This window comes from Microbacterium algeriense, from assembly GCF_008868005.1.
GTDB classification, from domain to species: Bacteria; Actinomycetota; Actinomycetes; order Actinomycetales; family Microbacteriaceae; genus Microbacterium; species Microbacterium algeriense.
Map to the genome: position 1 here is coordinate 756728 of NZ_WAAO01000002.1, position 12537 is coordinate 769264.

Below are 12537 nucleotides of genomic sequence, written 5' to 3' on the forward strand. Positions count from 1 at the left end.
TCACAGGTTAATCCCAGCGCCGGAGGTTATGGGGCGCGGCGGATCACCGAGGGGAGAGGGTCCGAAGCGCGAGGTCCGCGCGATCGGAGACGATGCCATCGGCGCCCAGCGCGATCAGGCGCCGCATGTCCTCGGGCTCGTTCACGGTCCACACATGGACTTCTACTCCGTGCCGATGCGCCGCACGCAGCAGCGCCGGGGTGAGCACCTGGAGAGCACGGTGCCTCTCGGGGATCTGCAGCGCGTCGATGTCGCGGAGGATGCGAGCGGGGGAGAGGTGCAGAGCGGACAGCGCGCGGAGGGAGGCGATCGTGGCGCTCCCGCCGGAGGTCGCGGGGCGCAGGGCCGCGCCGGCCCGCAGCACGGATGCGAGCGCTGCGCGACGGTTGCGGTCTGAGAAGCTCGTCAGGAGGACGCGGTGGGTGTCCTCGACGAGGATCGGTCCGATCGGATCGACGGCCGCCGCGGTCTTGACGTCGATGTTGAAGCGCACCTCCGGGAAGGACGACAGGGCCTCCGCCACGGTCAGGAGTCCGCCGTGGTCCGCGAACAGAGCTCGGAGCTCCCTCGTCCGGACCTCATGGACGCCGCGTCGGTCGTCGGCGAGACGGACGAGGTTCGCGTCGTGGAACAGCACCACGTCGCCGTCCGCGGTGACCTGGCAGTCCGTCTCGATGTACTCCGCACCGGCGGCATGAGCGGCTGCGAAGGCCGCGGCCGTGTTCTCCCAGATGCCGGAGTCCTCGCCCTCCGCGGTGACGAGACCGCGATGGGCGAGGACTCGGGGGTGCCGCGTCTTCGTGAAGTACGGGTGCGTCACGCGCCGGGGAGCGTGTTGGTCGGGCCCTGTCCGGGCTTCGGCGTGAACGCGCTGCCGATTCCCTTCAGTGCCTCGGTGAGCTCGCTCGGGATGATCCAGAGCTTGTTGGACTGGCCCTCGCTGATCTTCGGCAGCATCTGCAGGTACTGATAGGCGAGCAGCTTGTCGTCCGGCTCGCCCTGGTGGATAGCACTGAAGACGTTCTGGATGGCCTCGGCCTCACCCTGCGCGCGAAGGACCGCGGCCTGCTTGTCGCCCTCGGCTCGGAGGATCTCCGCCTGTCGCGCACCCTCGGCTTCGAGGATCGCTGACTGCTTCGTGCCCTCCGCGGTCAGGATCGCGGCGCGACGGTCACGCTCGGCGCGCATCTGCTTCTCCATCGAGTCCTGGATCGAGATGGGCGGGTCGATCGCCTTGAGCTCGACGCGACCGACGCGGATGCCCCACTTGCCGGTGGCCTCGTCCAGCACCACGCGGAGCTGGCCGTTGATGTTGTCGCGGCTGGTGAGCGCTTCCTCGAGGTTGAGCCCACCGACGACGTTTCGGAGTGTGGTCGTCGTCAGCTGCTCGACCGCGCCGAGGTAGTTGGCGATCTCGTACGTCGCCGCGCGTGCGTCGGTGACCTGGAAGTAGACGACGGTGTCGATCGAGACGACGAGGTTGTCCTCGGTGATCACCGGCTGCGGCGGGAACGACACGACCTGCTCTCGCATGTCGATGAGGGGGCGCAGCCGGTCGATGAACGGCACCAGCAGGTTCAAGCCGGGTGTGAGGGTCTTGTGGTAACGCCCCAGGCGCTCCACCACGCCGGCGGTGGCCTGCGGGATGATGCGGATGGCACGCGCCACCGTGACCACCACGAAGATGAGCACTGCGATCGCGAGTATCCATCCGATCGCGGTGGGGATGAACGAGGCGTCGTTCACGAGGTTCTCCTAGTCGTTGACGGGACGGACGATGACGGTGGCGCCGTGGACCGAGGTCACGGCGACCGGCGCACCCTGCGGGATCGCGACGGGTGTGGCGGCGCGCGCAGTCCAGGTGTCGCCGTTGGCGAGCTTGGCCTGCCCGGAGATCTGGGTGACCTCGCTGAGGGCGATGCCGCGGAGGTCGATGAGGGCATCGACGTTCGACTTCGTCGGATCCTCGCCGCGATGCAGCCGCCGCAGCAGCGGAGGGCGGAGGAACAGGATGAAGAGCGCGGCGGCGAGGGCCGCGATGATGACCTGCGCCCAGACCGGCACGCCGACCAGGTCGCTGAGGAGCCCGATCACGCCGCCGAAGCTCAGCATGAGGAATGTGAAATCGAGCGAGAGCATCTCGATCACGAGGAAGACGGCGATCAGGACCAGCCAGCCGATCCAGGCCCATTGGTCGATGAACGTGACGAATGTCGTGAAGTTGTCCATGCGGCCTCCTTTGGGGTCAACGTATCACGCGCGCGGGTCCGGATCGGGGCGCCACAGCGCACGCTTGGTAGGGTGTGAGGGCCGTGCGATCACGGCGTATTCACGCATCATGAGGAGTCACCGTGACCGACGTTCTTCCCGCAGGTTCCCTCGACGGCAAGGTCGCCCTTGTCACCGGTTCGTCGCGGGGGATCGGGGCGGACACCGTCCGCTATCTCGCCGAGGCCGGCGCCGACGTCGTCATCAACTTCCGGAACAAGGCTCCGCGTGCCGAGAAGCTCGCCGCGCAGCTTCGCGAACTCGGCCGCCGCGCACTCGTCGTCGGCGCTGACCTGACAGACCCCGCCTCCGTCGCCGAGATGTTCGAGGCGGTCCGCGCCGAGTACGGTCGCCTCGACGTCCTGGTGCTCAACGCCTCCGGGGGCATGGAATCCGGCATGGCTGAGGACTACGCGCTCACGCTGAACCGCGACGCGCAGCTCAACGTCCTGAACGCGGCGACGCCGCTGCTGGGGGAGGGGGCGCGGGTGGTGTTCGTGACCAGCCACCAGGCGCACTTCATCCGGACGACCCCGACCATGCCGGAGTACGAACCCGTGGCCCTCTCGAAGCGCGCGGGCGAGGATGCTCTGCGTGAGCTGATCCCCGGCCTCGCCGAGAAGGGGATCGGCTTCACCGTCGTCTCGGGCGACATGATCGAGGGAACCATCACGGCCACGCTCCTCGAGCGAGCGAACCCTGGCGCCATCGCCGAGCGCCGCGAGTCGGCGGGCAAGCTCTACAACGTCTCCGAGTTCGCCGCCGAGGTCGCCAAGGCCGCCGTCGAGCCGGTGCCGACCGACAACACGCGCTTGGTCGGCGACGTGAGCGCCTTCGTCGCCGAGTAGCCGTCGAACGAGAGAACGGCCCCGTCCTGCGTGAAGCAGGACGGGGCCGTTCCGTCGTTCGGGATGATGCGTCAGATGGTGGCGCCGTTCTGCGCGGCGACATACTCCTTCTCGTCCTTGCCGAGAGTGATCGCCCGGACGATCTGGATGATTCCGAGGACCACGAGCGAGATGCCGAGCAGCAGCCAGAAGGCGAAGCCGGCGACCAGCGGCGAGAACAGCACGATGATTCCGGCGACGATGCTGAGGATGGCGTAGAGCACCGTCCAGACGCGGGAGCCGTCGCTGCCGAGAAGGCTGAGCGCGACGACGCCATCGACGATCCAGCTGACGCCGATGAAGATCACGACGACGAACGCCAGCGTCGCAGCGGCGACGTTCAGGTTGAAGAAGGCGATCACGCCCGCGACGATGTACAGCAGTCCGAGGACGATGTGGCCCACACGGGCCCAGCCGCCCTTGGTGCTGGAGAAGATGCCCAGGCCGATGTAGACGAGACCGGCGATGATCAGGTAGGACGCGAAGATCGCGGTCACGATGACAGCCGACTTCACCGGCCAGACGAGCAGGACGATGCCCGCGATCAGCGCGAGCACACCGGCGACGGCGAGCGTGACGCGGATCGACTTGAACAGCGACTTCGTTGCGAGTGGTTCAGACATGGTGGGGACCCCTTTCTGAAAAGATCCTGTGAGGATGCCCCCTCAGGGTAGCGCTCCCGCGGTCCCAGGTGGGGAGAAGCGCGCGCCCGCGTTTCCTTTGGTCATTCCGCGACTCACGGCGTCATGACAGGATCGATCCGTGAATGCCCCGGATGACGCGCGCCTGCGCGAGCTCGTTGTGATGCGGAAGGTCAGGGACCGCATCGATCGGGAGTACGCGAAGCCCTTGGACGTCGAGGCGCTCGCCCGCGGGGTCCACATGTCCGCCGGGCACCTGAGCAGGCAGTTCCGCGAAGCATACGGCGAGTCGCCGTACTCGTATCTGATGACCCGTCGGATCGAGCGGGCGATGGCTCTGCTGCGTCGCGGGGACCTCACGGTGACGGAGGTGTGCTTCGAGGTCGGCTGCTCGTCCCTCGGCACCTTCAGCACGCGTTTCTCCGAACTCGTCGGTGTCGCACCCAGCGTGTACCGTGAACGCGCCGCCGACGTCGAGGGCATCCCGTCGTTCCAGGCGAAGCATGTGACCAGACCGATCAGGAATCGAGAAGCGCCGCGCACCGACGCGCATCTAACGTGAACACCATGAACATCAGCATCCACTACGCCTTCCTTCCGCACACGGACGCCGACGCCGCGCTGGCCTTCTACCGAGACGCCCTCGGCTTCGAGGTGCGCAACGATGTCGGCTACGACGGCATGCGGTGGCTCACGGTCGGTCCCGCGGGGCAGCCGGAGACATCGATCGTGCTGCACCCGCCGGCAACCGACCCCGGCATCACCGACGCCGAGCGCCAGACCATCCTGGAGCTCATCGCGAAGGGCAGCTACGGGGCGCTCACCCTCGCGAGCGACGATCTGGATGCGCTGTTCGACCGCCTCGTGCAGCGCGGCGCCGACGTGGTGCAGGAGCCCATGGATCAGCCCTACGGGGTCCGCGACTGCGCTTTCCGGGACCCGTCGGGGAACCTGCTCCGTATCAACCAGACCGCCTGATCCGCACACCCACGACACGAAGGACGCCGATGACCGCTGACGCGCATCCCGCCGACACCCACGACCTCATCCGCGTGCAGGGCGCGAGGGAGAACAACCTGAAGGACGTCAGCGTCGACATCCCGAAGCGACGCCTGACCGTGTTCACCGGCGTCTCCGGCTCCGGCAAGAGCTCGCTGGTGTTCGACACGATCGCCGCGGAGTCCCGGCGCATGATCGACGAGACGTACAGCGCCTTCGTCCAAGGCTTCATGCCGTCGGTGCCGCGCCCGGACGTCGACGTGCTCGAAGGCCTCACGACCGCGATCATCGTCGATCAGGAACGCCTGGGAGCCAACCCGCGATCGACGGTGGGGACGGTCACGGACGCCAACGCGATGCTGCGCATCCTCTTCAGCAAGCTCGGACAGCCGTACATCGGCGGACCCACCGCATTCTCGTTCAACATCCCCACGCAGAAGGCGAGCGGAGTGATGACCGGGCCGGGTGGGGAGAAGAAGATCGTCAAGGACGCGATCTATCTCGGCGGCATGTGCCCGCGCTGCGAGGGCAGGGGAGCGGTCTCCGACCTGGATCTGGCGCAGATCGTCGACGAGTCGAAGTCGCTCGATGACGGCGCGATCATGGTGCCCGGATACACCGCAGACGGCTGGATGGTGAAGGGGTTCTCGCAGTCGGGGTTCTATCCCGCCGACAAGCCGATCGCGGAGTTCACGGAGAAGCAGCGGCATCTCTTCCTCTACGGCGAGGTCACCAAGGTGAAGATCTCCGGCATCAACATGACCTATGAGGGTCTGATCCCGAAGATCACCAAGTCGATGCTGTCCAAGGATCTCGACGCGCTGCAGCCGCACATCCGTGCCTTCGTCGAGCGTGTGGCAACGTTCGCGGTCTGCCCCGAGTGCGACGGCACACGGCTGACGGAAGGGGCGCGATCCTCGAAGATCGAGGGCGTGAGCATCGCCGACGCCTGTCGGATGCAGGTCACGGACCTCGCTGCCTGGGTGCGCGGACTCGACCTCCCCGGCGCGGGTCCGCTGCTGCAGGCGCTCAGCGCGAACCTGGACGCGTTCGTGACTCTCGGCCTCGGCTACCTGAGCCTGGAGCGCCCGTCCGGGACGCTGTCCGGGGGAGAGGCCCAGCGGATCAAGATGCTCCGCCACCTCGGCTCATCGCTGACCGACGTGACCTACGTGTTCGATGAGCCGACCATCGGGCTGCACCCGCACGACATCCAGCGGATGAACGGGCTGCTGCTGCAACTGCGCGACAAGGGCAACACCGTGCTGGTCGTGGAGCACAAGCCGGAGACCATCGCGATCGGCGATCACGTGATCGACCTCGGTCCCGGCGCGGGGACGGCCGGGGGAGAGATCTGCTTCGAAGGCACGGTCGAGGGACTCAAGGCGAGCGGCACCCGAACCGGCGATCACCTCGACGACCGGGCGCAGGTCAAGGAGACGGTGCGCCCGCGTTCCGGCGCCATCGAAGTCCGTGACGCCACGGCGAACAACCTGAGGAACGTGGACGTCGACATCCCGACCGGAGTCCTCACGGTCGTGACGGGCGTCGCCGGTTCGGGCAAGAGCTCGCTGATCCACGGTTCCGTGTCGAAGCGCGAAGGCGTCGTCGCCATCGATCAGGGCGCCATCAAGGGCTCCCGTCGCAGCAACCCCGCGACCTACACCGGGTTGCTCGAACCGATCCGCAAGGCCTTCGCGAAGGCGAACGGCGTGAAGCCCGCCTTGTTCAGCGCGAACTCCGAGGGCGCGTGCCCCTCCTGCAAGGGCGCCGGGGTCATCATCACGGAACTCGGTTTCATGGACACGATCGAGACTCCCTGCGAGGACTGCGGCGGCAAACGATTCCAGGCGAGCGTGCTCGAGTACAAGCTCGCAGGCAAGGACATCACCGAGGTGCTCGACCTCCCGGTCGCGGAAGCCCGGGTCTTCTTCAGCGAGGGCGAGGCCAAGCTCCCTGCCGCTTCGGCGATCCTGGGGCGGCTCGAGGACGTGGGGCTGGGATACCTGTCGCTCGGGCAGCCGCTGTCGACACTGTCCGGCGGTGAGCGTCAGCGGATCAAGCTCGCGATCCAGATGGGGGAGAGGGGCGACGTCTACGTTCTGGATGAGCCGACGACCGGCCTGCACCTCGCCGACGTCGACAAGATCCTCGGCCTGCTCGACCGACTGGTCGACTCCGGGAAGACGGTCATCGTGATCGAGCACCATCAGGCCGTGATGGCCCACGCCGACTGGATCATCGATATCGGTCCCGGCGCCGGCCACGACGGCGGAACAGTGGTCTTCGAGGGCACCCCAGCCGATTTGGTATCCCAGAAGAGCACGCTGACGGGGGAGCACCTCGCCGCTTACGTCGGAGCCTGACGACCGGGAAGGGCGCGGTGGGCGCCCTTCCCGGCGTCACGCGGCCGCTAGGGCGCGAGACGGTGCAGATCGCGCGGGAACAGCGTGACCTCGCGGACGTTCGCCGCTTCGAGGAGTCTGGCGACCCAGCGTTCCAGTCCGATCGCGAATCCGCCGTGCGGTGGCATGCCGTGGGCGAAAGCGGACAGGTAGTCGGCGTAGGCGGACGGCTCCTCACCGCGGGAGGCGAGCGCCGACACGTAGTCCTGATGGCGGTGCAGCCGCTGCCCACCGGTCACGAGCTCCAAGCCACGGAACAGCAGGTCGAAGCTGTTGCTCCAGCGTGCGTCCGTCGGTTGCGGGTGGGTGTAGAACGGTCGCTTCGTCATCGGATAGCCCTCGACGGCGAGGAAGTCGCTGCCGTGGGTGTCTTTGACCCAGGCCCCGAGTGCTCTCTCGTGCGCGGGCGCCAGGTCGGGCTCGTCCTCCGGGGCGCCCACGAGCCGGAGAGCGTCGCGGAAGTGGATCACGGGGATCTCGTCCGGGATCTCCGGCAGCACAGGGGAGAGGGCCTCGAGCGCCGGGCCCGCGTGCGTGCGGATCCCCTCCGTCATCCCGGCGAGCACCTCCCGCAACAGCGCGAGGACATCGCGGTGGTCGTCGATGAATCCGAACTCGACGTCCAGGGACGTGTACTCGGAGAGGTGTCGGACCGTGTCGTGAGGCTCGGCACGGAACACCGGCCCGATCTCGTACACGCGTTCGAACACGCCGACGAGCTGCTGCTTGTAGAACTGCGGACTCTGGGCGAGATACCCAGCGCGTCCGAAGTAGTCGACCGTGAAGAGATCCGCCCCTGATTCGGTCGCGGACGCCACGAGCTTGGGCGAGCGGACCTCTCGGAACGCGCGTGCGTCGAGCGTCTCACGGAAGCCGCGCATGCTGGCGGCCGCGATCTCCCAGACGGCCCGACGACCGGGATGCCGCCAGGTCACGGCGGCGTTGTCGAGCACGACGGGAAGTCCGGCGGTGAGCGATGGACGCCACAGTTCGACGGGAGGCGTCTCGGCGTGGTCTCCGAGCACCTCGATGTCCGGGGCGGTCAGCTCGACACCCATCGGGGCCTGCGGGTTCGACGTCACGGTGCCCGTCACGCGGACCACCGTCTCCTCGGGTGGCGCGTCGCCGCGTTCGAGGTCACTAGGACCGAGGACGACCTGCGTCAGTCCCGAACGGTCTCGGACGATCAGGAACGTGACGGAGGACAGTGCCCGCCTGCGGTGCACATGACCCATCACGGTCGCGCGGGTGCCCGGACTCGCGGTGGGGATCTCCGCTGCGAGCGTGCGCTGTGGGTTCGGTGGTCTTCTCATCATTCCTCCAGTGGTGAAAGCCCTGGAGGTGCGGGCGGGGGCTATGTCGCTGTGCCACCACACCTTCGTCGACGATGAGTCGACCTCTCGTCGGTACGCCGGGACGCGCGGGTGTCGTCTGCCGAGTCGGACCCGGCGCGAGGTTCGTCACGCCTCACGACCACCACGAGCGACCATACCGGGAGGCCGAGGCGCCCGTCCACCTCACGCCGCGACTGCCCTCGCCACTCTCGAGATATATCCGATAATGCACATTATGTCAGTACGAACAGGAGTCGCCCCTCCCCGGGTTGGCGTCATCCCTTCGGTACCACGCGATACCTGAGATGCGTCTCGCTGGCGAAGGCCGACGTCTCGATGCGTTCCAGTGGGACGCGCGTGCCGAGGCCCGCGAAGAGCGAGATGCCGTCTCCGAGCAGGAGCGGCACCACATCGAGGTGGATCTCATCGACGAGTCCGAGTGCGAGACACTGCCGTGAGATGCTCCCGCCGAGCAGGCTGACCAACTTCTCCCCTGCTGCCTGCTTCGCCAACGCGACGGCCCGCGCGATGTCGTCCACGACGAAGGAGTACGTGACGCCGTCCTTCTCGATCGGTTCATGCGGAGTGTGCGTCATCAGGAACACCGGCACTTTGACGATGGCCCCGTAGGGAACCTCGCCGTCTTCGATGGTCTGCGTCTTGTTCGCCCCTCCGACCACGGCGCCGAGCTCCTGCACCACTCGGTCGACGATCTCCTGGTCTTCGGGGGCCGACGGGAAGCCGAACATCCAGTCCACTCCCCCGTCGACGTCGGCCATGAACCCGTCGACCGTGATGGTCGCATGGATGATCACTTTCGCCATGACTACTCCCTGGGGTGGCTACCGCGTCGTTGAGGTGAGTCGATCAACTCATCTCTGCACAGAGTAACCAGCGGGCCATCGTGAGCCAAGGCACTCACCACTGCGCCATACTGGGAGGATGACCCGCCACCTCTCCGAGTATCACCGCCGCGTCGCAGCGCAGAACCGCGGGGCGATCCTCACTGCAGCGACTGATCTGTTCCTCGAGGTCGGCTACGACCGGACGTCGCTGGCCCGCGTGGCAGAGAGTGCCGGCGTCTCGAAGGCGACGCTGTTCAAGCAGTTCCCGACGAAGGCGGAACTCTTCGAGGCGACCGTGCTCGGCGCGGGGAGCCCGTCCGAGGCGACACCCGTGGAGCCGCCGGCCGGCGACTTCCGTTCCGGGCTGGTCGTCCTGGGCACGGCGTACGCGGAACTGCTGTCCCGGCCCCGCATGGCTGATCTGATGCGCGCTGTGATCGCCGAATCAGCGCGGTTCCCGGAGCTGCGGGAGCGGACTTTCGACTTCGGCACGCTCCCCGTCCTCCGCGCCCTCCATCGGTTCCTCGAGGCGGCGAACGCGGACGGAAGGGCGAGCGTGGACGACCCGGACGTGGCGGCCTCGCAGTTCCTCGGCATGATCGCCACCGTCGTCTTCTGGCCCCGTCTCGTGCACGGCGGCTGGGCCCTGACGGACGAGGAGACTGCGCGCACCGTCGACGAGGCCGCACGGACGATCGCCGCCCGCTATTCAGCGGAAGGCTAACGCCCCTAGTCGGCTCCCCTGATCAGCGGTTCACGACCTCGCGCCGTATCTTCCGGGCATCCGGCTACGCTCATCGAATGTGGTGGTCTGGTGACGAGTGGGAAGCGCTGCTCGATCCTGGCCAGTGCGGCATGTGTCGCGACGCGCATCTTGCCGAGAACGAGCACAGCGTCCTGATCGTCTCGACACCGACATCGCATCTCCGTCTCGCACGCAACCAGGCTCACGCCGGGTACTGCCTGGTGATCCTGCGAGAGCACGTCACGGACATGGGGCGCCTCCCGAGCGAGCAGCTCCATGCCTTCTGGACCGACGTGCAACGCGCGGGTCGAGCCGTCGAATCCGTGTACGCACCGCGAAAGATCGACTACCTGGTCATGGGTCACCGGATGCCGCATCTGCACTGTCATGTCTTCCCACAGCATCACCAGGATGATCCGAAGCGGAACGTGGACATCTCGGACGGGCCGGTGACGCTCGCGCCCGGAGAACTCAAGGACGCCGTGCACGCACTCGGAAGAGCATGGAGCACGACCGCAACGGGAGCCACGGTCCGATCTGGCGGATACATCCCTCCCCGAGCTGAACAGTGAACGAAAACCGGGTCGCGACGGAGAAGACTCAGAACAGTCTGCGAACTGGCATGATCCAGCGGTAGGTTCATCCTCAGTGGCAGAGAACGTCGCGACCGGGGCGAGATCGACGCGGGGCCTGATCCGCCGCCGGCACTCTGGGGAGATGGGTGGGGCGAGCGAATGGACGCCGACGACGAGAAGGGCGGTGGGCTTCTTAAGCCCACCGTCGTGGGGTTGGCGCTCGCGCTGTTCAGTGCAGCACTGGCGCTCACCGCTATATTCCTGATCGCCGATCCGCGGATCGGCGTTCTCGCCGCGGTGATGCTGTCGTTCGGGTGCGTCGGTGTGGCGGCCGGCCTTGTGCTCACGAGGCGAAGGAGCTGGGCCGACCCCTCGTGGCCACCTGACATGGAGTCGAAGCCCTGGAGCACCCGCCGCACCCGCCGGGTCTCCTTCCTGTACGGAGTTTTCCTTCTCCTCATCTCCGTGGGCGGCGTGGTCACACTGGTGGGCGCGGATCAGAACGAGACCGACGACCCCGTGCGTGGATGGGTGCTGGTCACCGTGCTGGCACTGTTGGGGTCGGCGTTGATAATCAGAGGAGCACGACGGGAGCAGGAAGCGGTGCACTCGTCCGATCGACCGGAGAGCGAGCCGATCGTTGACGCGCAGGAGTGGGTGCCGCTGGGACCTTCTCGCACGCACGGCCTCTTCCCTTGGTGGGCGCTTCGCGTCTTCTCCGGGCAGCCGCTTCTCGTTCCGATGGTCTGCGCGTTCCTCTTCCCAGTGACGGCGTTGCGGCTCGGAGCGTGGACGTGGCTGTTCGGGGCGGTCGGGCTGGCTGTCGCGGCGGTCATCGTCAGCATCGTCGTGCGTCGGCGTTCGCGACCGCCGTGCATCTCGCGCGACGCCACCCGTCTGCTTGTCGGCGCGAGGGAGATCCCGACCGCGAGCATCACGACCGCGATGGTAATCGCGGGCCCCTGGGAACCGGACGCCACAGCCCGGAACCTTGCGATCGTCCTCACGGCATCCGATCACACGCGAACCGTGGTGGGGCTGCGGGAACGGGGACGCCTCGCGTTGACGGAGAACCAGACAGAGCTCCTCATGGCTGCGATCGAGCGAGCCGACATCGTGCTCCCTCACGATAAAGACGACCCTCGCGGAAGGTTCTCACGGATGCTGTATCCGAACCATCTGACGAAGACGGAAGCTCTCCAGTTGGTGCGGGAGCCCCCGGGGGACGGCGAGGCGCTACCGGTCGGGTCCGCCTCTACGTGACGCCGAGCGCCGCATCACGGCGTGCTCTTCCCTCCCGCAGAGAGCGTCCTGACTGTCAGGATGTTGCGGCCGTGGTCGGACGACGGGCGCTCCCGCCCCGACTCGATGAAGCCGAGCTTCTCGAGCACGCGCCGAGACGCGAGGTTCCATTCCCAGACTCCGGCCCAGACGCGGTCGAACCCTGCCCTGACAGCCCAGTCCAGGACGGCTCGGGCGGCTTCGGTGGCGTAACCCCGGTTGTGCTCGGTGCGGAGCAGCTCGAACGCGAGCTCCGGTTCGTCGCCCACGCCGTCGCCGCCGTACACGAGACCGCAGTATCCGATCGACTCCCCCGTGTCGATGCGTTCCACGGTGAGGAGGGACGATCCTTCAGCGTCGCGGATGTGCGCGCGGATGTCGTCCAGGTCTGGACGGCCGTCCGCATCGATCCGGCGGTGTGCGGGCACGCGTTCGTCGCGTTCGGTCCACAAGTGTCGGAACACAGGCGCGTCCTCGAGGGCCTGTTTCCGGAGGCGGAGGCGCGGCGTCGCCATCTCCGGGATCCGCGGTTTATCGCTCACCCTCGCAGTCTGGCA

Annotated in this window: 14 protein-coding genes; 7 read left to right on the forward strand and 7 right to left on the reverse strand. The window is 67.2% G+C overall.

The genetic code is table 11. The annotated features are described in order from the left end of the window. Positions 1 to 43: 43 nt before the first annotated feature. Genes F6A08_RS11265 through F6A08_RS11275 form a run of 3 tightly spaced genes read right to left on the reverse strand, consistent with a single transcriptional unit; the run spans position 44 to position 2229 of the window. Complete coding sequence (locus F6A08_RS11265; RefSeq protein ID WP_017202100.1) at positions 44 to 820, reverse strand: glycerophosphodiester phosphodiesterase family protein; 777 nt, start codon at positions 818 to 820, stop codon at positions 44 to 46. Next, positions 817 to 1746, reverse strand: a complete 930-nt coding sequence (locus F6A08_RS11270) for an SPFH domain-containing protein (RefSeq protein ID WP_017202101.1) — start codon at positions 1744 to 1746, stop codon at positions 817 to 819. The genes F6A08_RS11265 and F6A08_RS11270 overlap by 4 nt, the downstream gene beginning before the upstream one ends. A 9-nt stretch (positions 1747 to 1755) precedes the next feature. Next, entirely contained in the window at positions 1756 to 2229 is a 474-nt protein-coding gene (locus F6A08_RS11275; RefSeq protein ID WP_017202102.1) for an NfeD family protein, read from the reverse strand. A gap of 122 nt (positions 2230 to 2351) precedes the next feature. On the opposite strand from F6A08_RS11275, the gene F6A08_RS11280 reads away from it, so the two are divergent. Next, complete coding sequence (locus F6A08_RS11280; RefSeq protein ID WP_151459477.1) at positions 2352 to 3116, forward strand: SDR family oxidoreductase; 765 nt, start codon at positions 2352 to 2354, stop codon at positions 3114 to 3116. Positions 3117 to 3187: 71 nt separating this feature from the next. Here the strand turns inward: F6A08_RS11280 and F6A08_RS11285 are convergent, their stop codons facing one another. Next, a complete protein-coding gene (locus tag F6A08_RS11285; RefSeq protein ID WP_017202104.1) occupies positions 3188 to 3778 on the reverse strand; it encodes an HdeD family acid-resistance protein in 591 nt (196 codons plus the stop codon). Between the two features lie 181 nt (positions 3779 to 3959). Here F6A08_RS11285 and F6A08_RS11290 point away from each other — a divergent pair, with 181 nt between their 5' ends. The 3 genes from F6A08_RS11290 to F6A08_RS11300 are packed head-to-tail and all read left to right on the forward strand — an operon-like array spanning position 3960 to position 7161. After that, positions 3960 to 4358, forward strand: a complete 399-nt coding sequence (locus tag F6A08_RS11290) for a helix-turn-helix transcriptional regulator (RefSeq protein WP_051000833.1) — start codon at positions 3960 to 3962, stop codon at positions 4356 to 4358. A 5-nt stretch (positions 4359 to 4363) separates the two neighbouring features. Next, positions 4364 to 4774 carry a VOC family protein gene (locus F6A08_RS11295; RefSeq protein WP_026049712.1) on the forward strand — a complete coding sequence of 137 codons (411 nt, stop codon included), beginning with the start codon at positions 4364 to 4366 and terminating at the stop codon, positions 4772 to 4774. 29 nt (positions 4775 to 4803) lie between these two features. Next, positions 4804 to 7161: an ATP-binding cassette domain-containing protein gene (locus F6A08_RS11300; protein ID WP_151459478.1), complete on the forward strand. Its 2358-nt coding sequence runs from the start codon at positions 4804 to 4806 to the stop codon at positions 7159 to 7161. Positions 7162 to 7208: 47 nt separating this feature from the next. On the opposite strand, the gene aspS is transcribed toward F6A08_RS11300, so the two are convergent. Both aspS and F6A08_RS11310 read right to left on the reverse strand, forming a co-directional pair. After that, positions 7209 to 8513 carry an aspartate--tRNA(Asn) ligase gene (aspS, locus tag F6A08_RS11305; protein WP_151459479.1) on the reverse strand — a complete coding sequence of 435 codons (1305 nt, stop codon included), beginning with the start codon at positions 8511 to 8513 and terminating at the stop codon, positions 7209 to 7211. Between the two features lie 296 nt (positions 8514 to 8809). Next, on the reverse strand, positions 8810 to 9358 hold the full coding sequence (locus F6A08_RS11310; RefSeq protein WP_151459480.1) for a dihydrofolate reductase family protein: 549 nt from the start codon (positions 9356 to 9358) through the stop codon (positions 8810 to 8812). A 118-nt stretch (positions 9359 to 9476) separates the two neighbouring features. Here F6A08_RS11310 and F6A08_RS11315 point away from each other — a divergent pair, with 118 nt between their 5' ends. From F6A08_RS11315 to F6A08_RS11325, 3 genes are all read left to right on the forward strand, one after another. After that, positions 9477 to 10103: a TetR/AcrR family transcriptional regulator gene (locus F6A08_RS11315; RefSeq protein WP_151459481.1), complete on the forward strand. Its 627-nt coding sequence runs from the start codon at positions 9477 to 9479 to the stop codon at positions 10101 to 10103. Positions 10104 to 10234: 131 nt separating this feature from the next. Further along, positions 10235 to 10696 carry an HIT family protein gene (locus F6A08_RS17925; protein ID WP_225855840.1) on the forward strand — a complete coding sequence of 154 codons (462 nt, stop codon included), beginning with the start codon at positions 10235 to 10237 and terminating at the stop codon, positions 10694 to 10696. 162 nt (positions 10697 to 10858) lie between these two features. Next, a complete protein-coding gene (locus tag F6A08_RS11325) occupies positions 10859 to 11962 on the forward strand; it encodes a hypothetical protein (RefSeq protein ID WP_151459483.1) in 1104 nt (367 codons plus the stop codon). Between the two features lie 14 nt (positions 11963 to 11976). Here F6A08_RS11325 and F6A08_RS11330 read toward each other — a convergent pair whose 3' ends face one another. Then, positions 11977 to 12522, reverse strand: coding sequence for a GNAT family N-acetyltransferase (locus F6A08_RS11330; RefSeq protein ID WP_225855812.1), 546 nt, complete (start codon positions 12520 to 12522; stop codon positions 11977 to 11979). Positions 12523 to 12537: the final 15 nt, after the last annotated feature.

Coding starts and splice junctions, on each gene's coding strand:
- F6A08_RS11295 (WP_026049712.1), top strand. CDS start 4,364: ATGAACATCAGCATCCACTACGCCTTCCTTCCGCACACGGACGCCGAC.
- F6A08_RS11275 (WP_017202102.1), bottom strand. CDS start 2,229: ATGGACAACTTCACGACATTCGTCACGTTCATCGACCAATGGGCCTGG.
- F6A08_RS11325 (WP_151459483.1), top strand. CDS start 10,859: ATGGACGCCGACGACGAGAAGGGCGGTGGGCTTCTTAAGCCCACCGTC.
- F6A08_RS17925 (WP_225855840.1), top strand. CDS start 10,235: ATGTGTCGCGACGCGCATCTTGCCGAGAACGAGCACAGCGTCCTGATC.
- F6A08_RS11285 (WP_017202104.1), bottom strand. CDS start 3,778: ATGTCTGAACCACTCGCAACGAAGTCGCTGTTCAAGTCGATCCGCGTC.
- F6A08_RS11300 (WP_151459478.1), top strand. CDS start 4,804: ATGACCGCTGACGCGCATCCCGCCGACACCCACGACCTCATCCGCGTG.
- F6A08_RS11315 (WP_151459481.1), top strand. CDS start 9,477: ATGACCCGCCACCTCTCCGAGTATCACCGCCGCGTCGCAGCGCAGAAC.
- F6A08_RS11290 (WP_051000833.1), top strand. CDS start 3,960: ATGCGGAAGGTCAGGGACCGCATCGATCGGGAGTACGCGAAGCCCTTG.
- aspS (WP_151459479.1), bottom strand. CDS start 8,513: ATGAGAAGACCACCGAACCCACAGCGCACGCTCGCAGCGGAGATCCCC.
- F6A08_RS11310 (WP_151459480.1), bottom strand. CDS start 9,358: ATGGCGAAAGTGATCATCCATGCGACCATCACGGTCGACGGGTTCATG.